This is a genomic window from Paenibacillus sp. FSL R7-0189, assembly GCF_037969925.1.
GTDB classification, from domain to species: domain Bacteria; phylum Bacillota; class Bacilli; order Paenibacillales; family Paenibacillaceae; genus Paenibacillus_AQ; species Paenibacillus_AQ odorifer.
This window is the reverse complement of record NZ_CP150223.1, coordinates 121,667-143,270: the sequence shown is the minus strand read 5'-3', so window position 1 is coordinate 143,270 and position 21,604 is coordinate 121,667. Positions and strand designations below refer to the sequence as shown.

At 44.9% G+C, this 21,604-nt stretch carries 22 protein-coding genes and 2 tRNA genes; 20 read left to right on the top strand and 4 right to left on the bottom strand.

Going from position 1 to position 21,604, the window contains the following annotated elements; all coding sequences use genetic code 11:
* Positions 1–70: 70 nt before the first annotated feature.
* From MKY63_RS00610 to MKY63_RS00570, 9 genes are all read left to right on the top strand, one after another.
* Positions 71–382 carry a hypothetical protein gene (locus MKY63_RS00610; protein ID WP_339811086.1) on the top strand — a complete coding sequence of 104 codons (312 nt, stop codon included), beginning with the start codon at positions 71–73 and terminating at the stop codon, positions 380–382.
* 2 nt (positions 383–384) lie between these two features.
* Complete coding sequence (locus MKY63_RS00605) at positions 385–1,110, top strand: N-acetylmuramoyl-L-alanine amidase (RefSeq protein WP_339811084.1); 726 nt, start codon at positions 385–387, stop codon at positions 1,108–1,110.
* A 1-nt stretch (position 1,111) separates the two neighbouring features.
* On the top strand, positions 1,112–1,321 hold the full coding sequence (locus tag MKY63_RS00600) for a hypothetical protein (RefSeq protein ID WP_339811082.1): 210 nt from the start codon (positions 1,112–1,114) through the stop codon (positions 1,319–1,321).
* A 53-nt stretch (positions 1,322–1,374) separates the two neighbouring features.
* Positions 1,375–1,599: a hypothetical protein gene (locus MKY63_RS00595; RefSeq protein WP_143766846.1), complete on the top strand. Its 225-nt coding sequence runs from the start codon at positions 1,375–1,377 to the stop codon at positions 1,597–1,599.
* Positions 1,600–1,886: 287 nt separating this feature from the next.
* Complete coding sequence (locus MKY63_RS00590) at positions 1,887–2,216, top strand: hypothetical protein (RefSeq protein WP_339811078.1); 330 nt, start codon at positions 1,887–1,889, stop codon at positions 2,214–2,216.
* Positions 2,209–2,397 carry a hypothetical protein gene (locus MKY63_RS00585; protein WP_036679184.1) on the top strand — a complete coding sequence of 63 codons (189 nt, stop codon included), beginning with the start codon at positions 2,209–2,211 and terminating at the stop codon, positions 2,395–2,397. Before MKY63_RS00590 ends, MKY63_RS00585 begins: the two co-directional genes overlap by 8 nt.
* Before the next feature lie 81 nt (positions 2,398–2,478).
* Positions 2,479–2,838 carry a hypothetical protein gene (locus tag MKY63_RS00580; protein ID WP_339811076.1) on the top strand — a complete coding sequence of 120 codons (360 nt, stop codon included), beginning with the start codon at positions 2,479–2,481 and terminating at the stop codon, positions 2,836–2,838.
* A gap of 12 nt (positions 2,839–2,850) precedes the next feature.
* Complete coding sequence (locus MKY63_RS00575) at positions 2,851–3,132, top strand: hypothetical protein (protein WP_339811073.1); 282 nt, start codon at positions 2,851–2,853, stop codon at positions 3,130–3,132.
* 347 nt (positions 3,133–3,479) lie between these two features.
* On the top strand, positions 3,480–5,561 hold the full coding sequence (locus tag MKY63_RS00570; protein ID WP_339811071.1) for a hypothetical protein: 2,082 nt from the start codon (positions 3,480–3,482) through the stop codon (positions 5,559–5,561).
* Here MKY63_RS00570 and MKY63_RS00565 read toward each other — a convergent pair.
* Positions 5,527–5,904, bottom strand: a complete 378-nt coding sequence (locus MKY63_RS00565) for a hypothetical protein (protein WP_339811070.1) — start codon at positions 5,902–5,904, stop codon at positions 5,527–5,529. The two genes, MKY63_RS00570 and MKY63_RS00565, sit on opposite strands and share 35 nt — an antisense overlap.
* A 227-nt stretch (positions 5,905–6,131) precedes the next feature.
* Between MKY63_RS00565 and MKY63_RS00560 the strand changes: the two genes are divergently transcribed.
* The 3 genes from MKY63_RS00560 (at position 6,132) to ltrA (ending at position 8,401) form a co-directional block, all read left to right on the top strand.
* A tRNA-Ala gene (locus tag MKY63_RS00560) sits at positions 6,132–6,207 on the top strand.
* A gap of 10 nt (positions 6,208–6,217) precedes the next feature.
* Positions 6,218–6,290: transfer RNA gene (locus tag MKY63_RS00555), tRNA-Lys, on the top strand.
* A gap of 848 nt (positions 6,291–7,138) precedes the next feature.
* Entirely contained in the window at positions 7,139–8,401 is a 1,263-nt protein-coding gene (gene ltrA, locus MKY63_RS00550; protein WP_036681916.1) for a group II intron reverse transcriptase/maturase, read from the top strand.
* A 79-nt stretch (positions 8,402–8,480) separates the two neighbouring features.
* Here the strand turns inward: ltrA and MKY63_RS00545 are convergent, their stop codons facing one another.
* Positions 8,481–8,939, bottom strand: a complete 459-nt coding sequence (locus tag MKY63_RS00545) for a MarR family transcriptional regulator (protein WP_036679196.1) — start codon at positions 8,937–8,939, stop codon at positions 8,481–8,483.
* A gap of 165 nt (positions 8,940–9,104) precedes the next feature.
* On the opposite strand from MKY63_RS00545, the gene MKY63_RS00540 reads away from it, so the two are divergent.
* Positions 9,105–9,983 carry an SDR family NAD(P)-dependent oxidoreductase gene (locus MKY63_RS00540; RefSeq protein WP_036679199.1) on the top strand — a complete coding sequence of 293 codons (879 nt, stop codon included), beginning with the start codon at positions 9,105–9,107 and terminating at the stop codon, positions 9,981–9,983.
* A 336-nt stretch (positions 9,984–10,319) separates the two neighbouring features.
* Here the strand turns inward: MKY63_RS00540 and MKY63_RS00535 are convergent, their stop codons facing one another.
* Positions 10,320–10,895 carry a TetR/AcrR family transcriptional regulator gene (locus tag MKY63_RS00535; protein ID WP_036679201.1) on the bottom strand — a complete coding sequence of 192 codons (576 nt, stop codon included), beginning with the start codon at positions 10,893–10,895 and terminating at the stop codon, positions 10,320–10,322.
* A 192-nt stretch (positions 10,896–11,087) separates the two neighbouring features.
* Between MKY63_RS00535 and MKY63_RS00530 the strand changes: the two genes are divergently transcribed.
* The gene (locus tag MKY63_RS00530) at positions 11,088–12,293 is read left to right on the top strand and encodes an MFS transporter (protein WP_036679204.1); all 1,206 of its coding nucleotides are present in this window, start codon (positions 11,088–11,090) and stop codon (positions 12,291–12,293) included.
* A gap of 106 nt (positions 12,294–12,399) precedes the next feature.
* Here MKY63_RS00530 and MKY63_RS00525 read toward each other — a convergent pair whose 3' ends face one another.
* Positions 12,400–12,765 carry a VOC family protein gene (locus MKY63_RS00525; RefSeq protein WP_051491055.1) on the bottom strand — a complete coding sequence of 122 codons (366 nt, stop codon included), beginning with the start codon at positions 12,763–12,765 and terminating at the stop codon, positions 12,400–12,402.
* Positions 12,766–13,019: 254 nt separating this feature from the next.
* Between MKY63_RS00525 and MKY63_RS00520 the strand changes: the two genes are divergently transcribed.
* The 6 genes from MKY63_RS00520 (at position 13,020) to MKY63_RS00495 (ending at position 21,525) form a co-directional block, all read left to right on the top strand.
* The gene (locus tag MKY63_RS00520; protein WP_212592199.1) at positions 13,020–13,757 is read left to right on the top strand and encodes a helix-turn-helix transcriptional regulator; all 738 of its coding nucleotides are present in this window, start codon (positions 13,020–13,022) and stop codon (positions 13,755–13,757) included.
* A 209-nt stretch (positions 13,758–13,966) separates the two neighbouring features.
* Positions 13,967–15,748 (top strand): sensor histidine kinase, encoded by a 1,782-nt coding sequence (locus tag MKY63_RS00515; protein WP_036679209.1) that lies wholly within the window; start codon positions 13,967–13,969, stop codon positions 15,746–15,748.
* Between the two features lie 5 nt (positions 15,749–15,753).
* The gene (locus MKY63_RS00510) at positions 15,754–16,950 is read left to right on the top strand and encodes a helix-turn-helix domain-containing protein (RefSeq protein WP_036679211.1); all 1,197 of its coding nucleotides are present in this window, start codon (positions 15,754–15,756) and stop codon (positions 16,948–16,950) included.
* A gap of 29 nt (positions 16,951–16,979) precedes the next feature.
* Positions 16,980–18,257, top strand: coding sequence for an ABC transporter substrate-binding protein (locus MKY63_RS00505; protein ID WP_051491056.1), 1,278 nt, complete (start codon positions 16,980–16,982; stop codon positions 18,255–18,257).
* Positions 18,258–18,395: 138 nt separating this feature from the next.
* Positions 18,396–19,880, top strand: a complete 1,485-nt coding sequence (locus tag MKY63_RS00500; RefSeq protein WP_036679414.1) for a glycoside hydrolase family 68 protein — start codon at positions 18,396–18,398, stop codon at positions 19,878–19,880.
* 103 nt (positions 19,881–19,983) lie between these two features.
* Complete coding sequence (locus tag MKY63_RS00495; RefSeq protein ID WP_036679416.1) at positions 19,984–21,525, top strand: glycoside hydrolase family 32 protein; 1,542 nt, start codon at positions 19,984–19,986, stop codon at positions 21,523–21,525.
* Positions 21,526–21,604 lie beyond the last annotated feature (79 nt).

Sequence of the window (21,604 nt, the reverse complement as noted above, 5' to 3'; positions counted from 1 at the left end):
CGACGAGATCGGCCGCGCGCTAGCGGATTACGAAGTGGCTAACGTACCTGAACCGGAGGAGGCCGCGTAGATGGAAACGCTATGGGCGGAAGTTGCCAAGAACGGAATATTTGCGTTGGCCGCTGCGGTCATTGCCTACGCGTTATGGAAGCAGATGAACCGCATATCAGACGAAGCTCGCGCGCGTGAAGAACGTATAAGCACGGAAGCCAAGACGGAACGCGAACGGATGCACACGGAGTCACTCGCGCGTGAGGATCGCTTGATGCGCTTGGCGGAGGGATTGACGCAGCGTTTCGAAGCGCTCGCGGGTCAATACGAAGGGCTAGCGCAAGACGTTCACGAAATTAAATCGAGTATTAACGGAAAGGATGCTGCGTAATTATGGGCGATTTTAATTACCGGAAGGATTATATACCGAAGACAACCGCGTGCAATCGGCGGCCTGGATACGCTATGAGCGCGACGACTATTACGATTCACAATACGGGCAATCCGGCGTCCTCGGCAGCGAATGAACGCGCATGGCTAACGAATCCAACGAACGCGCGCCAAGCGTCATTTCATATCGTAGTCGATGAGCGCGAGGCAATCGAATGTTTACCGCTGACTGAGAACGCATGGCACAGCGGAGACGGCAGTGCAGCGAAATCCGGTAACCGGACGTCGATCGGCGTAGAGATATGCGAAAGTGGTAACTACGCGAAGACGCTCGATAATGCTGCGAGCCTTGTAGCATCGATGCTAAAGGAACGAGGATGGGGTACGGAACGCTTGCGCCGACATTATGATTGGTCCGGTAAAATATGTCCGCGCTTAATGTACGACAGCGGTAAATGGACCGGATGGGCAGCGTTTAAAGCGCTAGTAGAGGCGCACCTATCGGCACGCGTAAGTGAGCCGAAGTTAAATCCGATTAAACAGGAGGTCAACGATATGATCGTATATAAAGCGAACGTAGTAGTTAACGGATGTAAGGCGAAGGATGGCGTATTGATTGACGGAGCAGTGTACGTTCCATTGCGCGAGATGTCCGATCAGTTTGGCGCGGCCATCGCGTGGGATAACGTTACGAAGACCGCAAGTGTTACGATTAAGGAGGCGAAATAATATGAGTAAAAACGATATCATGCGTAAATTATCCTCGCGGAAGTTTTGGGCGTTGTTGGCTGCGTTAGCTACTTCGGTACTTACGGCTTCGGGCGCGGGCGACAATACGGTGCTGCACGTGACTGGCGTCATTGGCGCGGTCGGTGCGTGCGTTGCGTATATGCTGGCGGAGGGCATTTCTGACGCAGCGAACAAAGATAAGGCGGAATAGGTTACGCATATTTACAAAATGCGGAAACTCTCCGATAATAAGATATAACGTAAATGAACGGAGGTCGAGCGGATATGTTCTTAGGCGTAATCGTATTCGGAGTTGTAGTCGGGATAATCATCGCGGTAGTAATCGCTATTAAACAGACCGCAACTGCGGAGAAAGTCGATTGCCCTACGTGCGGACGTACGACTCTGTTACCTGGCGGAAGTGCGAAATGTCCGAAGTGTAAAACGCTGATTGTGCGGACGTCTAGCGGTGAATTGATAACGAAGTAACAACGTAATATAAGGCGCAGTCTTTGCGGAGTACTATCCGTAGGGGCTGCGCTTTTTTTTGTTTATTTTCGCGAGTTCGTCCGGCATAACGTACAAGCGCGCCGTCATACGCTAGGGGTAAAGCGGTCGCCTACGCGATCCGCGCTTTGGGAGCGACGGTGGAGACCTGCGCTCCTTTTCGTTGTCTAACGCCTGTCTACCCGTAAAAATGTCGTAAAATTTGACGACATATAGACCGAGCTACTCCGCATAACATCAAACATACGTAAAACGTAGGAGGCGGTAATGTGGCAGCGTTAGTAAACAAAGCGTTATTGAAACGTATGGCTGGCGAAGTATCCGTTGGAATACTCGCTGAGATGATCGCAGATTTCGCGCAAGGAATCACGGATGCGGACGATGTTGACGACGGCGTGCTCGAAGTAGTTAGCGCGATTGAAACGTTGACGGCGGAGATTAAGAGCCGCAGTGGCGCACCGAAAGTTGATCGTTCTAAGCGTAAAAAGACAGCCGCAGTAGTAGCGGAGCCTACGGAATCAAAGTCTGCCGACGGTCCGAATACTCAAACTCAACCAGTAACCATGCGCCCGATAGGAAACGGTAGCCATCGTGAGTAAGTACGTACGCAAGGGCGTAAATTTCAACGTTGATAACGAGCACCAACGCAAGATACTCGAATGGGCAGCGCGAAAGGGACGCGATAACTTTAGCGGATTTGTAAAGACGATATTGTACGCCGCGATGACCGCTGAATTAAAACAGAAGCGTGATCGCTCCGACAGCACCGCCGACGATTAATCCGATAACAAACGCCATGAATAACAACTCCTCTGTGTTAAATTTACGCCTAGTATATCCAATCCGAAAGGAATGATACGTATGACTAAAACCGTTGCGCTCGAATGGGGCGCATTCCAATCCGGGATTGTATTGCCGAAAGTGCGAGCGCCACACGTACCGAATCCGTTAACAAAAACGGCCGCCACCGTTCACCTTGCGTTGATTCCTAAAACCGTATTTGCATCGTCAGTCGCGGCCGGTTCCGCAACGTGGGTAACGGTATTTTCAACGGTACTCGGTATCGCCGATTGGCTCTGCGTTGGCATCATCGTATACGCGGGCATTACGTGGATGTTCGGCAACCGTACTAAAGCGATCGAGTTTCTGATGGGCGGAAGCATCGGTTACATTATCGTGCGCCATGCGGTCGATATCCGTAATTGGCTGCGGATGTTATAGGAGGTGGGCGCAATGATTGTACGTATAAATGGCGCAGCACTTCCGGACATTGGCGGCGGTGCTATCGAGAACATAACGGAGACGATAACCGGAATAATGTCGCGCGCATTAGGAGAGACAGTACACGGTATTTTCGCGACGCTTAACGCATACTCTCCGGAGATTATTACTTTCGGCATCATCGTATGTGCGCTCGGAATGATGGTCGCGCCAATCGTCGGCAACAACGGTAAGTGGCTGGGGCGCATGTTTCTAACGTTTTGGGTCGGCGTAATCTGGCGTGTATTAACGTGAGCGCGTACGTCGTTTATAAAATCATCCCGCATGTATCCGCGCTAAACTCCGCATCCCGTAATTTCCAACGTTCCCTATACGAACTATTCTCCGCGCGTACCAAACCACGTCGCGAAGGTTATCGCATCATTACGAAGCCGGCTCCGGACTTCTGGTGGATAACGCAAATGGCTGCCAACTCTATTGCGTTTTATTGCGCGATGCCCGTCGAGTTTGCCGAGGCCTTCCACGTTAAATTCCGCAATCATGAACAGTGGAGGAAAGCAACGTTAGAACTTGCGGACGACTTTACGTTTCTGAACGATGACGATACGGATATGTACGCGCTCAAATACCGCCGCCACGATATGTTCTCACTAGACTTCCGCTATAACGAGCAGACGACGCCAATACGCGAATTACTCGGTGTAACGAATGAATTAAGCGAAGGTGAAGCGGTTAGCGTATTTATCCGGACTGAAACGGTATTGCGCGCTAAATGGAAGAAACTCGCGGACTATGCGTGGGAAACGTGGGAAGGCGGAGGGCTCGCGTATCGACCCGGATTTGATCCAATGCGGCTAATGCGTACAATAGCGGTGGGCGCAGCGCATGTCTTTTACGAAGTCAAAACGCTAATAGAGGACGTAATGGCTGGCGTAGAGAAATCGCTATATCATGGCGCGGGCCCAGCGGCTAAATCCGAACGTAAGGCGTTACCTAATCCGGATCGCGCGGAGCTACTCGTTAATGGCGATCTATCTACGCAAACGAAGAATAAGCGTAATCTGCCCGTATTTAAAACGTCGATTCGGTGCGCAGTAACGTCCGCCGATCCAATTAAGCGCGAGATGTTGGCGCGGTCAGTAGCGAGCGCATACGGAGGGTTAGCGGGCGACAATCGGCTGGAATGCGTAAAGGTTAACGTAAGGGCTCGCGCAGATTTAAGTGAATGGAAAGTACGCGAAATCGCTCCGAATATAATGAGCGTTGATGAGCTCGGCAAACTAACGCAGCTACCGACCGCTGATTTACAGGCGGAATTTAGCGAGGTATTAACGTCAAATCGGCGCGTAGAGATCGAGCTGCCGCGTGCGTTCCTGGATGATCGCGGAATACTTGCGGGAACGGCTACGGATCGCGGCGTAGAGCAGCGCGTTCATATTCCGACTAACAGTCCGGATAAATTGTATATGCCACGCGCTGTTAACGGATCACCGCGTATGGGCAAGGACCAACACGTAGTCAACCTCGTAGTGGAGGCGAAGCGCCAGCACGGAATCGGCGCAGTTATACCGGACTTCATAGACGAACATAATCGGGATAGCGCCGGCAATCAACGCGGCATGGCGGACGCAATACGCGACCACTTAGCGCCGGAAGACGTTATTGATATTAACTTAGCGGATACAGCTTACGCGCCATATCTCGGACTGCAGACCGTGCTTCATAACGTTAGTGATAAGCGGATTGCCGCCGATGCGATAGCGGAATATTTAACGGATTTCTTACTATCGGACGGTGACGAAGATAAGTTTCAAACGTCGGAATTTACGCGTGATGCCGCGAAAGTGTGTAACGGGGATCTAACGGATATGAAAGCGATGTTTACGTCCGCCGCCTTCCGTAAGCAGAAGATAGCGGAGTTGGACGATACGTTCGATATGGATACGTGGCGCGATTACGATAAAATGAGCGAAGGTAAGCAGGGGCAGATATACGGACCGGTCTTGCGGAGGATAACGCAAATAACGAGTAGCGAGTTTTTGAAGCCGATGTTTTGCCAAACGTATAATCCCGCGATGGATTTATACCGCTGGGTCGCGGAGGGGAAAGTCGTGATTATCCGCTGTGTAATGCCGGAGGGTGTACCGATGCCTGAGCGCGTTAAGGAGATGCTTGGATATTGGATCGTAATGCTGACGCTACTTATTAAACTTGCGCAGGCGGGGAAAGGCGCGGGAACTCTACTCGTACTTAATGAACCGCATCAATTTATGTCGCGCGGACTCGTTCACTTTACTAAACGGATGCTACGCGAAGGTCCGAAGTATAAACTCGCGCCGATCATCGCGTTCCATGATTTCAGCGCATTCCATTCGTATCCTGGCTTCGTTGATACGTTGCTCGCCGCGTCTGTTAACTGGCATCTATTCCGGAATACTCACGTTGATACGTATAAGCGCTTGATGCCGTATCTCTCGAAAACGTTCGACGATCCGCAGCAAGCTTTCGAAGCTACGCGCCAGTATCAGTTTATCGCGTGTTGGCTGCGTGAAGGAGAGTACGAAGCGCCTTTCGTAGCGGATGCGTTAGTTCCCGTCGGCAAGCGCTATGTGTCCGTAGATAATGCGGCGCTCACGGCGGCACACTCGCGTAAGTACGGTCGCCCGATCGCGGAAGTGTTGGCGGAGATTAAGGCGCGGGAACGGAGTTATCGAAAAGTGTAAGATACGCGCGCATAACGTCCATGCCGCCGTTTATATCGACCGTGACTTCTCCGCTGTGACCGCGACAGAGATAGTGCGCTATAACATTCGCGCCAACACGCTCGGTGGAAACAACGCGTAAACCGCGCCGGTAGATATCGCGCTTAGCTGCGTCGAGATCCACAGTGGCACGAGCAATGGCGGTATCGATAACGTCGGTATACGGTGACGGCGTCTTTAGGAGACCGGGCTCCATAAATACGAGGCGATCACGTTTAAGTGCGGCGATAACTAACGGAAGAGTGACGGCCGGTGCGATTAGTGCGAGGTCATCCGGAGAAGGTGGCGCGGGCATTGTTTTCATAGCGTAGGACCTCCGTTTTGATTGCGAATGTATGTTCGTATTATATAACGGAAAATGCGATTCCGCAATATTCGAGCAGATATCCGGAAAAAAGACTTGCAGCGATGCGCTCCCGTGTGGTATATTAATTGAGCGGAAAGAAAACGAGCGGATTTGCAGGACGCTAGAAACCGTTGGTACGAGCGGGTTGTACGTTGACTGACCGTCGACTTGACGGAGTAATTCGCGGGGCCATAGCTCAGCTGGGAGAGCGCATCGCTGGCAGCGATGAGGTCAGGGGTTCGATCCCCCTTGGCTCCACCAAACATCATATGGACTCTTAGCTCAGTTGGTAGAGCAGTAGACTCTTAATCTATTTGTCCAGGGTTCGAGCCCCTGAGAGTCCATCCTAAAGAAACGGCAGAAATGCCGTTTCTTTGCTGTTTGGGGAGTGAGTGACTTTTGATTTGGTTTTGATCGTGGTATAGTTTGGGTAGATAAAAGCGGCTTCGGAAGTTTAGTCAGGAAATAGACCGCATTCCTTTGCGAGAGGGCGGTCTATTTCTTTTTGAGGTAGTTGAGCAATGCAATAATGAACATGCCGAACATGAACATCAGTGATAATTGCTGACTCCAATTACAGACAATCCATATCTAAAGAAACAGCAAGATGCTGTTTCTTTTTTTGTGTGCGCCCAGCATGGGCGCTATCTATAGGGTTGAAGTCCCGAATGGCGAAGGCAGTAGTAGCCATTAGCTTAAGGCAAGGGTGTCCACCGCGAGGTGGAATCTGAAGGAAGCCAGCGGCAAATCTCCGGTCTGAGGAATACGAACTTCATACAAGGCTAACGTAGGCTGGATGAGGTTGCACAACAAACCAAAGTCCATACTGCCAAAGGCGTACGAGAGTAAATGAAGCAGATAGATGGAGAGGAAGATAGCGTTCTTACCTGGGGAGATCTGTGTGATAGGCGAGTATACTTCGTAACCCTACTTGTGAGAGTAGGCTGAGTGCACAGAAGTCAGCAGACGCCATAGTACGCAAGCTGTTGCAACAGCTGCGGAAGGGCTGAACATGGAATAGGATTTATACATCCAGGCGTTCAAGATGAGCGATGAATGCAGAAAAAAAAAAATCCGAAAGGACCTGACTGAAGAAGGAAACGGTGAATCCCGTGGGGGTCTTCAGCAGGGCGGAGTTCATCTTTGGCACAAATGGAAGGTATAAATCACGTAAAGAGAGGTTAAAAAAAAAATGTTGGAGCAACTGCTATCACGGGAAAATCTTCTGCAAGCCTTAAAGCGTGTTGAAGCGAATAAAGGAAGTCATGGCGTAGATGGGATGTCCGTAAAATCCTTACGAGAACACATCGTACAAAACTGGCAGACCTTGCGGCATGCCATAGAAGAAGGAACCTATGAACCGAGCCCCGTGCGCCGAGTCGAAATCCCGAAACCCGGTGGCGGAGGTGTTAGGTTACTAGGAATACCTACCGTGACAGATCGAATGATTCAACAAGCAATCGCGCAGGTGTTAACTCCATTGTTTGATCCAGAGTTTTCCGACCATAGCTATGGATTCCGTCCGAAAAGACGAGGGCATGATGCGGTGAGGAAAGCTCGAACCTTTATGAAAGAAGGCTATCGATTCGTAGTCGACCTAGACTTGGAGAAATTCTTTGATCGCGTCAACCATGACCGACTGATGATGAAGATTTCGGAGAAAGTGGAGGACAAGAAAGTTCTCCTGCTTATCCGCAAATATCTTCAGTCAGGTGTGATGGAGAACGGGTTAGTAACCCCGACAACGGAAGGTGCCCCGCAAGGCGGTCCACTGAGTCCGTTATTATCTAACATTGTCCTAGATGAGCTCGACAAAGAACTCGAGAAACGTGGGCACCGCTTCGTTCGTTATGCGGATGATTGCAATATTTACGTGAAAACGCTAAGAGCAGGAGAGAGAGTCAAGACAACGGTCACCCGATTCATCGAGACGAGGCTAAAGCTGAAGGTGAACCAAGTAAAGAGCGCGGTAGACCGTCCCTGGAAACGAAAGTTTCTAGGATTTAGTTTTAGTGTGGACAAAGAACCAAAGGTGAGAATTGCGAAGCAGTCCTTACAGAGAGTCAAGGTTCGAATACAGGAGATATCCTCTCGAAAGAGATCGATGAAGATGGAAGAGCGAATCAAGGAACTAAACCACTACCTCATGGGATGGTGCGGTTATTTCTCGCTGGCGGATACCCCAAGTACCTTTCGAGATATGGATAAATGGATACGAAGAAGGCTACGAATGTGCCTCTGGAAGCAGTGGAAGACCCCTAGAACCAAAGTCAAAAGACTTATATCCTTAGGGGTACCTAAGGATAAAGCCTATGAGTGGGGAAATACCCGAAAAGGGTATTGGCGAATTGCAGGGAGTCCAATTCTACAACATGCATTGAATAACCAATATTGGGAAGCCAATGGATTAAAGAGTGTATTGGACAGATACAACTCCTTACGGAATATTTCATGAACCGCCGTATATCGAACGGTACGTACGGTGGTGTGAGAGGTCGGGGGCTAGCCGCCCCCTCCTACTCGATTCCCATTTATTAATTATCATTAAATCCATTAAACTCCTGAAGCATTTGGATAAAGGTTTCAAGCTGTTGATTATCCCATTGGGCTATGCGCTCATAAAATATGAATTCCTTATCCTGCAGCGCATCAAAGGTTTTTTGTCGTCCAAGATCAGTGAGAGTAAGAAGGATCGCTCGACGATCGTTAGGGGAGTCTTCCCTTTTGATATAACCCAAATTCTCGAGTTGCTTGATGAGACGGCTGACTGAACTACGATCCATAGCCGTTGATTCTGCCAACACAGAGGCGCTTGTTGGTCCATAAGAGTACAGCCAACGGATTATATGGAAAGCAGCAGGCTGTATAGTTGAATCGAAAGCGGCAGCAGTTCTGACATTTAGGGCATGCGAAGCACTAATGAGGGCACTAATTTGTCCACCTAACTTCAGTTCTAATTGTCCTCTCGACGTGTCTTTACGTTCAGTATTCATTGTTTTAACCACCTAACCTTGTATTTTAAAGTCATCAAACATCTATGTAGTTGACATATATCAATCATCGTCATATAGTTGATATATATCAATTATATGATTTGGACAATACGCTGTCAAAATGAAATTGCCCCTGATGAATTCCTTATATAAAGGAGAATGTAGATGATGACAAAGCCGATTATTGTAATTACTGGAGCTACAAGCGGTTTGGGACAACTCGTTGCACTTGAAATGGCAAAGCAGGGTGCCCATCTTGTTCTGACTGCAAGGAGTAAAACCCGTTCGGAAGTAACTGAAAAAATGATAAAGGAGAGCGTACCAGCAGCCGAAATTAGTTTTTTCTACGGAGACTTATCCTCAATGAGGGATGTCACTAGGTTAGGACAAGAAATATCTAGTGTTTTTCCGAAGATAGATGTGTTAATAAATAATGCAGGGCTTCATGGGTTTGAACAGCGGATAACTGCCGATGGATTCTCAGAAATGATGGCTGTGAACTATTTTGCACCATGGTTATTGACACATACCTTAGAGCATTCTTTGAGAGCAGCAGGAAGTGCAAAAATCATAAATGTTGCTTCGGAAGCTTCACGCCGGCATGGAGTGCTAAAGTTGCCAGAAGATTTGCTCAATACAGCTTCTTTTACTTCCAGAGGATCATCTGAGATTTATGGGAAAACCAAACTGTTAAATATTATGTTTACCAGTGAGCTTGCACGTCGATGGGCGGAAACGGGAATTAGCGTTCATGCATTGAATCCGGGTTTTAACGTTACAGGTCTCGGGCGTGAACTTTGGTTTTCTTCGATGCTGAAGCACTTATTGAATTTCTTTCGTATTGGCGATCCTCGTAAAGGAGCTGAGATCATTATTCGTTTAATGACCGATCCTAAGTATCAAGAGAGCACCGGGGGATATTTTAACGTTGGGACAGGCAATCCCATTGTACCCGTACAACCGGGAGGAGATAAGGTAATGGAAAATAAATTATGGAACGATACGGGAGACATTTTGCAGCAGAAAGGTTTCGTTGGAAATTGATTTAATTAGTGAAACTGAGCTCCTGTCCGTTCGAATCACCCACTTATGATCCTGCGGACTGTATGGCTCTTATTTTCTTTATTCGGTGCAATTAGTCGAGTGATCGGACCGTAGCGCACTTATTTCCTCTCCAGTAGCAGTATTTTGTTTTGAAAAGACTAAATAAGTGCGTAGGAGTCCGATAGCTTGGGAAAACGCCCCATAATCAGAAAATAAGAGCACCTCGGTCCGTTGTATCTCAACCTTCCGCCAGGCCGACCTTTTATAGTACTACGAGCAGAAATAGACCGCATCTCTGGTGAGAGAGGGCGGTCTATTTTTCCATTACCGTTCCCGTTAGTTACGTATTCCTTGAAAAGCGTACCTCACCAACTGCTGCACATAAGCATCGTCTATGGGTTGGCCGGTCACCAGCAAGCGGTAGAATATCGGCCCGTAAATAAGATCGGTAACTACTTCAATATCGAGATTATCCTTCAATTCCCCGCGCTGAACACCCCGTTCCATAAGCAGCCGTGCCTCAAGCCGACGAGGCTGGAAATATCGGGTCCGATAAGCTTCCGCCAAACCTGAATCCATCTGTCCTTCGCCAATGATCTCCGTAATGATTTTACCCTCTCGACTAATCAAGAACCGGGATAAGTTCGTTGCATGCATGAGAATATCATCAAATACTGAACCTGTGTCAGGTACGGGCAGTCTGTCCGCAGCGGAGGATAGGAATGCATCCATCACCACGGCAGCCTTGTTAGGCCACCATTTATATATCGTAGCTTTGCTGACCTTGGCACGATCCGCTATTTTTTCCACCGTAACTGCTCCAAAACCATTTTCCAATAACAAATCATAGGATGCGGTAAGAATAGACTTCTCCGTCTCAACATTACGCGGACGCCCTCGTTTACTCTCCATCTGAAATCACCCTTTCATTAATCTGTTTCCAATCAAAATATAAACTATACGTTCAGTATACTAAAAAAACCTAAAAAAATAAATGACTATCACCTATTTACAAAACGATACGTTCAGTATATTATTTAAACATGAATTAGTGAACTGAACGTATAGTATTTAAATTATTAAGACCATCTGAGGAGGATTCACATGCAAAAAGAACAAGCGGTGAAAGAGAACCACATTTCAAGTTGGATGATGTTTATGTTAGCAGCCGCATGTGGGCTTATCGTGGCCAATCTTTATTATGCTCAAACCCTTGTTGGACCTATCAGTGTCTCGACAGGACTTTCTTCTACAGCCGCAGGCTTGATAGTCACTTTAACTCAAATCGGTTATGTTGTAGGTTTGTTATTTATCGTGCCGTTGAGTGACATTGTTGAGAATCGGCGTCTCACGATAATCACGTTAATGGTTGCAGTGGGTGCATTGCTGGTTGCAGCCTTCGCAGCTAATGCGCCTTTATTCCTGACAGCATCTTTGTTTATAGGAACCGGTTCTGTGGTAGCCCAAATCCTGGTGCCTTATGCCACCTATTTAGCGTCTGAAGAGCAGCGTGGGCGTGTGGTTGGTAATGTTATGAGTGGACTCTTACTAGGTATTATGTTTGCCCGGCCCGTGGCAAGCTTTATCACCAGCATCTGGGGATGGCAAGCCGTTTTTATTTTTTCAGCGGTCGTCATCACGTTGTTAGCCATTCTGCTGTCGCGATTTCTTCCTGAACGTAAACCTGCACCTTCGGTAAGCTATGGTAAATTAATTGTCTCTTTAGGCACCCTTTTAAAACAAACGCCTATATTGCGCCGACGTGCCTTATATCAAGCTTGTTTATTTGGAGCTTTTAGTCTCTTTTGGACGGTGGTTCCGTTGCGGTTGGCGGATGATTTTGGAATGTCGCAGCAAGGTATCGCAGGGTTTGCTTTAGTAGGTGTTGGTGGGGCTGTAGCCGCGCCGATTGCTGGAAGACTGGCAGATAAAGGTTGGAGCAAATGGTTAACCGGGCTGGCCATGATCATTGCCACCTTGTCTTTTTTACTAATTCATCTTTTCCATAGCCACTCAGCTTTTGCTCTCATTCTGCTCTTTATTTCCGCGATTACATTGGATATGGCCGTATCCGGAAATCTTGTACTCGGACAGCGTGTGATTTATTCATTGGGTAGTGAAGCGAGGGGGCGTCTTAATGGGATCTTTATGGCGATTTTCTTCGTGGGTGGAGCCGTTGGATCATCTTTGGGTGGTTGGGCTTATGCCTATGGGGGATGGACCTTCGCCTCACTCATCGGAGTGATCCTGCCGCTATTGGTTTTGGTTTACTTTTTCACTGAAAAAAGATCAACTAAAGCTGTTGAATAAAGCCTTGCTTTAAGAGTGGGGGTTAGGTTTTACACGGCAGAATAGACCGCTACCTTTGGTTAGGGCGGTCTATTTCTTTTTGAGGTAATAACGCGCTTGATAAACGTTAGTTATGCTCCGCTAACTGCACCTCAAACCCGTCCGGGTCCAGGATATAAAAGAACCGCAGGTGGGGATTGGGGGCGATTGGTCCGCGCGCTACTGGGATACCTTGGCTTTTTAAACTCTCCATCGCTTCATCAAGTGACTCCACTTCGAAACCCACAGAAACGCCACATTCCGGTTTCAAAGCCGGGTCACTTCCCTGAATAAGCTCGATCTTGGGTTGCCCCTCCAGACCTAACATGACGATCTGTTTTCCACTGCTTTCAAATCTACGCTCAATGGGTAGCCCCAGTATCCGGTTATAAAAATGAAGGGAAGCCTCCAGATCGCGGACCCGAAGCGTAATCCAATTCATACTCAATTTCATGGTTTTATAGTCTCCTCTGATGAATATTCTATATCGTATATTATACGCTATCATCTTGCCCGGAAATAGGGAGAATGGGGAATCAAGAACGTTTAATGAGGATAAAAGCCCGCAAAATCAGCTGTGCAACCAGTGGTTGACAGTATGTAAGGGTAGATAGGTAGTCAATTACAGAACGTTATAATATGATGAGCATGAGGTGATGGCGAATGGACTTTGCAAATAAATTGCAAAGCTATAGGAAACAGAGAGGAATGTCCCAGGAGAACTTGGCGGAGGTGATTGGTGTTTCGCGGCAAGCCGTGTCTAAGTGGGAATCAGGTCAATCCTATCCCGAAATGGATAAGATGATTAGTTTAAGTGAATTATTTCACGTAAGTTTGGATCATCTGGTGAAGGATGCTTCAAGCGATACCAAAGCAGAGCATGTCGCAAGCCCCGTATATGTAGATCTGAATTCCTTGTTTCATTATGAGTACAAAAGTAAGAGAACATGCTTTGGAATTCCTCTGGTTCATATCCATATCGGACGGGGGCTATACGTTGCCAAAGGGGTTATTGCCATAGGTAATGTTGCGATTGGTGCTGTATCTATTGGTATTGTTGCTTTGGGCGGATTATGTTTAGGTGCGCTTGCTTTAGGACTCATCAGTTTTGCAGGTCTGGCTCTAGGGCTTTTGTTAGCCGTTGGGGGCATTGCGGCGGGTACAATGGCCGTTGGTGGAATAGCATTGGGGATATTTGCTGTTGGAGGTTTAGCTGTAGGTATGTTCTCCTTGGGTGGTCTCTCTATCGCTTCCCATATTGCAATGGGTGGATATGCAAGCGGGCATATAGCTATAGGGGATACCGTAAAAGGTGCTTATACCTTTATTACTCAAGATAATAATTTCAACGACATCAAGGGGGAGGAGGTAAGAAAGTTAATTCAGCAAGAATATCCACATCTTTGGAAGCCCATTGTGCAGGGAATTATTTCAATCTTCAAATAGCTGATTAATTTGCGGAAATTTCTTAACGGTTGTTTCATATGGATATAATTTGGGTAATAAACGATTGGCGTTTGTCATATATGGATCCGGCAAAAATACTTGTTGCTCAGCAACAAGTATTTTGATTTTGTGTTGGATATTTGTGAAAATATAAAACCTGATATTAGATTTTTTGCTGAAAACCGAAATTTTTACAGAGGAGTATTTATTTGAAAAGCATTCATAAGCGCTTATTATTCTTGCTGCTTGTGTTTATAATTCTACCGTATTTTTTATCCGTGTTGTTGATCTATCGGCAGACGAAAGAGAATGTGGAACGACATGAACTTGAGAACAGCCAAGAGCAAATTCAGCAGGCGTCAGCCGATCTAGAGCATTATTTTGATGAAATCATTAATCTTCCATATATTTTATACCGAAATCCAGACTTATTCAGGGTGTTTGAAGAAGGGTTAGAAGAAGATTTTTATTTTAAGCAGCTTGAAATTAATAAGGGTATGACTAACTTCTATCTCATGAGGAGTGAAATTCGTCAGATCCGTTTATTCATAAACGAAGGGAAAAGCTCATTTACAGTTTATAATGCCATGTTAAGTTCCCGTAAAAGGAATCCGGATTTATTACAGCAAGCTTCCATTCAGAAGCTGATGAGCTCTAATAGCAATTATCTTATTGAAGCTCCACATCTGATTGAGAACTATAACGATACCTCCATTATGCCTCCTTCGGATAAAACGATGGTCTTGACGGTTCATCACAAAATTGTGGATGTCCTAACGCAAGAATTTCTGGGCGTCATCACTATAGATATTGATTTGGACAAGATTGCTCATATCGCTAATCATTTTCTACAGAAAAATAAAGAGAGCGTGTGGCTTTCCGATGCGGAGGATCATGTCATTTACGCCAGTGATGAAACATGGATAGGCAAAACCGTTCCTGATGAACTGCAAAGGAAAATAAGTCCGGCACAGGCAGATACTAAATCTCCAGAAGGAGATATTGTGTTTACTAGAACATTGCAGGAACCGATAAAAGAGTGGCATTTTGCTAAGGTAACCCCGAGCTCTTTTTTATTTGAAGATGTAAGGAAAACCGCCTATACAAACATCATTGTAGGTGTGGTTGTAGGTGGACTGGGCTTGATAATGATAACAATCATTTCATATGGATTTACACGGCCGATAAAATTGCTTAGTCAAAAAGTCCAGCGCATCGAGGGGAGGAATATGAATGCCCCATTCGACGATATGCGGGAGGACGAAATCGGTATTCTAGAAAGACATATCAAGGAGATGATGAATCGGATCAACCGTCACATTGACCGGGAGTATAAGCTTGAGATAGAGAACAGGAAAAATCAGCATAGGGCGCTAAAGTCGCAGATCAATCCGCACTTTTTATTTAATTCTTTACAATCCATTGCAGCTGTTGCCCTACTCTCTGAATCTCCAAAAGTATATCAACTGATTACCTCTTTATCCAAAATGATGCGGTACTCGATTCGTGTGGATCAGAAGGCGACGCTTCAAAGCGAAGTGGATTATGTACAGGCTTATTTGAATCTTCAAGCGGAACGTTTTCAGACTGATTTTAGCTATTCCATTGATATACCTAAAGATATTTTTGATATTCCGGTTCCCAGTATGATCCTGCAGCCGCTCGTTGAGAACTTTTTTAAGCACTGTTATGACGAGGGCTATGAACAAGCTTACATCCATATTTATGGTGAAATACAAGGTGAATATTTGAATCTAGTCGTAGAAAATAACGGAAACAGCGTGACGGATGATGAACTTGAGGCATTAAAAAATAATCTCTACACACCGGTTAACGAAGGCAATCCTTCTTTTGCGCATATCGGGTTAAAAAACATTCATGATCGCTTGGTTCTTCATTTCGATCAGACAGCGGGAATCAAACTAGATTCGATGCAGGGACAAGGGTTCACTGTACGGCTAGTAATTCCACTCTACCTAAAGGAGAAGTGACGTTTATGAAAGCTCTTATTGTAGATGATGAGTCTAATGTTAGAAAAATCATCCGTTTTTTGGGACGGTGGGAACAATACGGGATTACCGAAGTGCTGGAAGCAAGAAATGGTCTCGAGGCTAAGGCGTTGATTGAGCAGAAATCTCCAGAGATCATAATGACAGATGTCAAAATGCCCAAAAATAGCGGGATGGAGTTAATCGAGTGGTTGGCTGCTAAAGACTATCCGGGAAAAGTGATTATGATTTCTGGGTTTGACGATTATTGTTTCATGCGTAAAGCGTTTAAGCTGGGATGCTTTGATTATTTGATGAAGCCAATTGAAGAGAAAATGCTGAATGAAACTTTAGAAGGGGCGTTGAGAGCCTGGGAACAAGAAGAGGGAGAACGTCGCAATATGGAGTCCGGATTTTATGAAGAGGTAAAAATATTTCGCTTAAACAGGGAGATTACTGCTGCTTGTAACGGTGAAGCTTTTGATGCAGGCGAAATTGCCTCAGCTCTCCCACAGGCAGACGTATACGACTTCACCATGATGTATTTTTACCAATCTCACTATTCGGAGCCATACATTCAGCTTTTGACCGAAGAACTGGCTACACGGGAGTGGGGAAATGCATTTACGCTTCAAAATGATCCTAATGTCTGTGTGATTCTGTCCCTTCATGGACAGTTTTTCCCGATAGAGGAATGGATTACCCAGCATTTTGATATACCTGTTCGTTTGGTTAGTGGCCCTTCCATTCAATCGCTCGCAGAGATATCCTTATCTTTTCAATCTGCACAAAGGTCTATGGCTGAACAAAATTTTAGAGCAATCCATCGTTTGGCGGATTTAGATGATGTTAGGCGTATGAATGATATTGTCGCATTTGTTGATGAGCATTATATGGAAGAGTTAAGTTTGGACAAATTATCCACCCGTTTTTTTCTGAGCCGAGAACATATCTCGCGGAGATTTAAGCAAGAAGTAGGGATGACTCTTACTAACTACGTCATTCATTTACGAATAAATCAAGCGAAACAGTGGTTACTGGAATCGGATGAAAAGATGTACTCGATTGCCTTAAAGCTAGGGTATCAAGATGAGATTTATTTCTCTAAGCTGTTCAAAAAAAACGTCGGTATGACGCCTGCTGAATATCGTAATTCACAGGGAGCAAGAGAAATAGACGCGGAAGTCAGGATAGCCAATACATAAGTTCATTGTTGAATGCATCTGGGGGAATTATGAAAATAAAAAGGGTTCAAATGATTATCGTGGGGTTGATTACGCTAACGCTTTCTTCATGTGGTGCGCATACACGTCCACTGAAGGAAGCGGATTTGAAGGTAGCGGATAAGACAGTCACTTTGGAGGTACTGAATCCTAAAGTGGAAATTTCTATAGAATTCGAGCAGATGGTTAAGGAATATGAAAAGGAAAACCCGAATATTAACGTGGAAATTCTAACCTTTGGCGGAGGAGCTAACTACCTTGATGAGCTAAAGGCGAGGTTTGCGGCCAATGTTGGTCCGGATATTTTTCCAAATGGCGGTTATGAAGAAGCGAGGGCATGGAGTAGATATCTTGAAGATTTATCGGATCAACCCTGGGTGGAACAGGCTTATGACGAGGCGCTAGAACCGATGAAGATGGACGGGAAAATATACGGGATGCCGATCAATTTTGAAGGCTACGGTTTTATTTATAATAAGGATTTATTCGCAAAGGCTGGGGTTGATCCTCTCCCAACAACGTTTACGGAATTAAAAGAGGCGGCGAAAAAGCTGAAGGCTATAGGTGTGACTCCTTTTTCTGTTGGGTATTCAGATCATTGGTTTTTTGTACTCCTGTTGAATATTGCTATTGCCCAACAGGAGGAGCCGGATGCTTTTATTCAAGGGTTAAACAACGGAACACAATCTTTTCGAGAGAATAAGGAAGTTAAAGATGTCATTCGGATGCTGGATTTGACCGTACAATATGGTAACGAAAATTTTTTGACAACAGATTATAATTCGGAAGTTGAGTTATTTGCAACAGGGAGAACGGCGATTCTTAAACAAGGGAATTGGGTTCAGTCTAAAATTGATCAAATATCGCCGAATATGAATATCGGTTTTTTACCCATGCCTATTAATGATGGTGCCGAAAACAATGCGTTGCCAGTAGGGATATCTAATAATTGGGCTGTTAATAAAGAATCTTCGCCAGAAAAGAAGAAGGAAGCCAAAAAGTTTTTGAACTGGATGGTTTCCTCGGAAACAGGGAAAAAGTTCATGAAGGATCGCTTTCATTTTATTTCAGCTTTTAAAAATATAGAGACGGACCGTTCGGGAGCGCTTGTAAAAGAACTTATGCGATACGTCGATGAGCAGAAAACATTATCTTGGAATTGGTTCAAATTCCCTCCCAGAGCAAGAGAGGAGTTTGGCTATCTTATGCAAGCTTATGTAGGAGAGCAAATCAATCGGGATCAATTGCTTCAAGAGCTTCAAAAATCGTGGGATACCCATGTGAAGTAATAAAACCAAATCAATATAACCCTGTAAATTCATCAATTCACGACATACTCATAACGTCTACTCTTCATTAGAATTTAAAAGGGGAACAGCACAAAGGAAGATCGAAACCCAAATTTAAAGTATAAGAGGAGTTAGATGATGAATTTCAAGAAAATGATTAAACAAACAACAATCCTAACCTTTACAGCTGCTTTAATGTTAGGTGGAGCTACTCAAACCTTTGCGAAAGGAAATAACAAGCCGAACAAGCCGGAGTACAATGACTACGGTTTCTCTCATATCACTCGCGCTGACATGTTGAAATTACCCAAACAACAAAATAGTAATCAATTCCAAGTCCCAAAATTTGATGCTTCAACGATTAAGAACATTCCTGCAGCCGTTAAGTTCGATGAGAATGGAAACAAAATTGAAATGGATGTTTGGGATACTTGGCCGCTGCAAAATGCAGATGGAACTGTAGCAAGTTATAAGGGGTATCAAATTGTTTTTGGTCTGGCGGGCGACCCTAATAATGGATCAGACACATTTATTTATTTGTTCTATAAGAAAGAAGGAGACAACTCTATCAGCAGCTGGAAGAATGCCGGCCGGGTGTTTAAGGATAGTGACAAACTTGTACCTGATGATTATGTTTTAAACAATCAAGCCGAAGAATGGTCCGGTTCAGCAACCATGACATCTGATGGCAAAGTTCGCTTGTTCTACACCAATCGTCATCCTTGGGATCCAGATCGCGGATTTTACGGGAAACAAACTTTAACTACAGCTCAAATTAATGTCTCTGCCCCGGATGGGGATACCCTTAAGATTGATGGCGTAGAAGATATGAAATCCATCTATGACGGTAATCAAGGTGAAATTTATCAAAGTCTTGATATCACCGGTTTCAGCAAAGGCGATTACGACGATAATCATACCTTAAGAGATCCTCACTATGTGGAGGATAAAGGCCACAAGTATCTTGTGTTTGAAGCAAATACAGGGACAACTACGGGTTACCAGGGTGAAGAATCTCTCTTTAACAAAGCTTATTATGGTAATAGCAATGCCTTCTTCCAAGCGGAGAAAAAGAAATTACTAAGCAGTGCTGACAAAACATCTGCGGAAACCGCGAATGGTGCGCTCGGTATCATTGAATTAAATAATGATTATACATTCAAAAAAGAAATGAAGCCGCTACTTGCCTCCAATACCGTGACAGATGAAATTGAACGTGCGAACATATTTAAATTGAATGGCAAGTGGTATCTGTTCACAAGCTCAAGAGGTTCTAAAATGTTCATTGATGGCATTGATGATGAAGACATCTACATGCTCGGGTACGTATCTAATTCTTTAAACGGACCGTATAAACCATTAAATGGTACAGGACTTGTCCTCCATCAAGATCTTAATCCTTATGATATTACCTGGACTTATGCTCACTTTGCGATTCCGCAAGTGAAAGGGAATAATGTAGTCATCACAAGTTACATGACGAATAGAGGTTACTTTGGGGATCATCATTCCACTTTTGCCCCAAGCTTTGTGCTGAATATTAAAGGCTCCAAGACTTCAGTTGTACCGAACAGCATTTTGGAACAAGGGCAATTGACACTTAAAGGTAACAAACCGTATTAATTATTTACAAAGTAAATGCCAATGTAGTTGGCGTTTACTTTTCTTTTTATAAGCTAAGATTAGCAATGTGAAAAAAGCGAGGTATATTTTGAATAAGAAAAAAATGATAGGAATCACTATATTAATCCTTTGTTTAATTTGTATTGTGACAATAGTATTAGTAACTTATGGCGCTGGAGAGAAGAATAAGCCGGGGACCGACGTTCCTGATCATAAACCTACCACTCGGGCTAGCTATCATTTCACTGTACCTGAGCATTGGAAAAACGATCCGCAGAAGCCCATTTATTTTGATGGTAAATATCATTACTATTATCTCTATAATGCTGATTACCCGGATGGAAATGGTACAGAATGGAGACATGCCACATCAACGGATTTGGTGAGCTGGACAGATGAAGGCGTTGCGATTCCAAAATATACAACACCCAATGGTGATCCCTGGTCAGGATCTGTTGTTGTTGACGATAGCAATACAGCAGGTTTTGGCGAAGGGGCAATTGTGGCGATTTTAACACAGCCCTCTGCAGAGGCGGGGAAGCAAGAACAATATTTATGGTTCAGTACGGATCGTGGGCTGACGTTTAAATCTTATAGTGATGATCCTATTTTGCCAAATCCGGGCACAGAAGATTTCAGAGACCCGAAGGTAATATGGGATCAACATTCTCATAAATGGGTGATGACACTAGCCGAAGGTACGAAAGTGGGCTTTTACGAGTCTGACAATTTAAAGGATTGGCACTACACAAGCGGCTTCGAAACAGAAAATATCGGAATTGTGGAGTGTCCTGACTTCTATATGATGCGGGCGAATGATGGCACTTATAGATGGGTTCTTGGGGTCAGTGCAAATGGTAAGTCGATAGGTAAACCCAACACGTATGCCTACTGGACTGGAGATTTTAATGGGAATGAATTTATCACGGATTATCATGAACCACAGTGGCTAGATTATGGATTTGATTGGTATGGTGCTGTGACTTTTGAAGAGGGAAAGGACAAGGATCAATACAATCATCGATATGCTTTGGCCTGGATGAATAATTGGGATTACCCTCATGTTACCCCCAATCTTAACGAAGGTTTTAACGGAATGGATTCAATCGTACGTCAAATAAAATTAAAACGAGATGAAGAGCAGTCGTATCAGTTAGTATCACAGCCCATCGAAGCATTAGATCAAATGGTAACTTCAACGGATTCCTTGCAACAAATAAAAGTGAACGGCTCGTCAACACTTGATATCACAGGCGAAAATTACCAGCTCGATGCAGATCTATCTTGGTCAGAGAGTACCAATGTAGGCTTAAGACTTCGTGAATCCGCAGATAAGACGCGCCATGTGGACGTAGGAGTGTTTGTTGAAGGACAATATTCTTATGTTAATAGAGCCTTCACTGGACAACCTGATGAGAGTGACAGATATCTTGAAAGCAAGGCCCCCTTTGATGTGAACAAGAAAAAAGTGCATCTGAAGATCCTTGTGGATAGAACAAGTATTGAAGTTTTTATAGATGATGGTGAAATTGTATTTTCTAATGAAATCTTCCCGGAAATAAATGATCAAGGCATTACCTTATTTTCTGAAGGTGGCACCGCGATTTTTAATAATGTTGTAATTAAGCATTTTGGCAAAGATTAGAATGAATATACAGAATTTTTCTAATTCTTGCGTAATAAGAGGGCACTCCAACCTAATTTGGGTGATGCTATAGATGTTA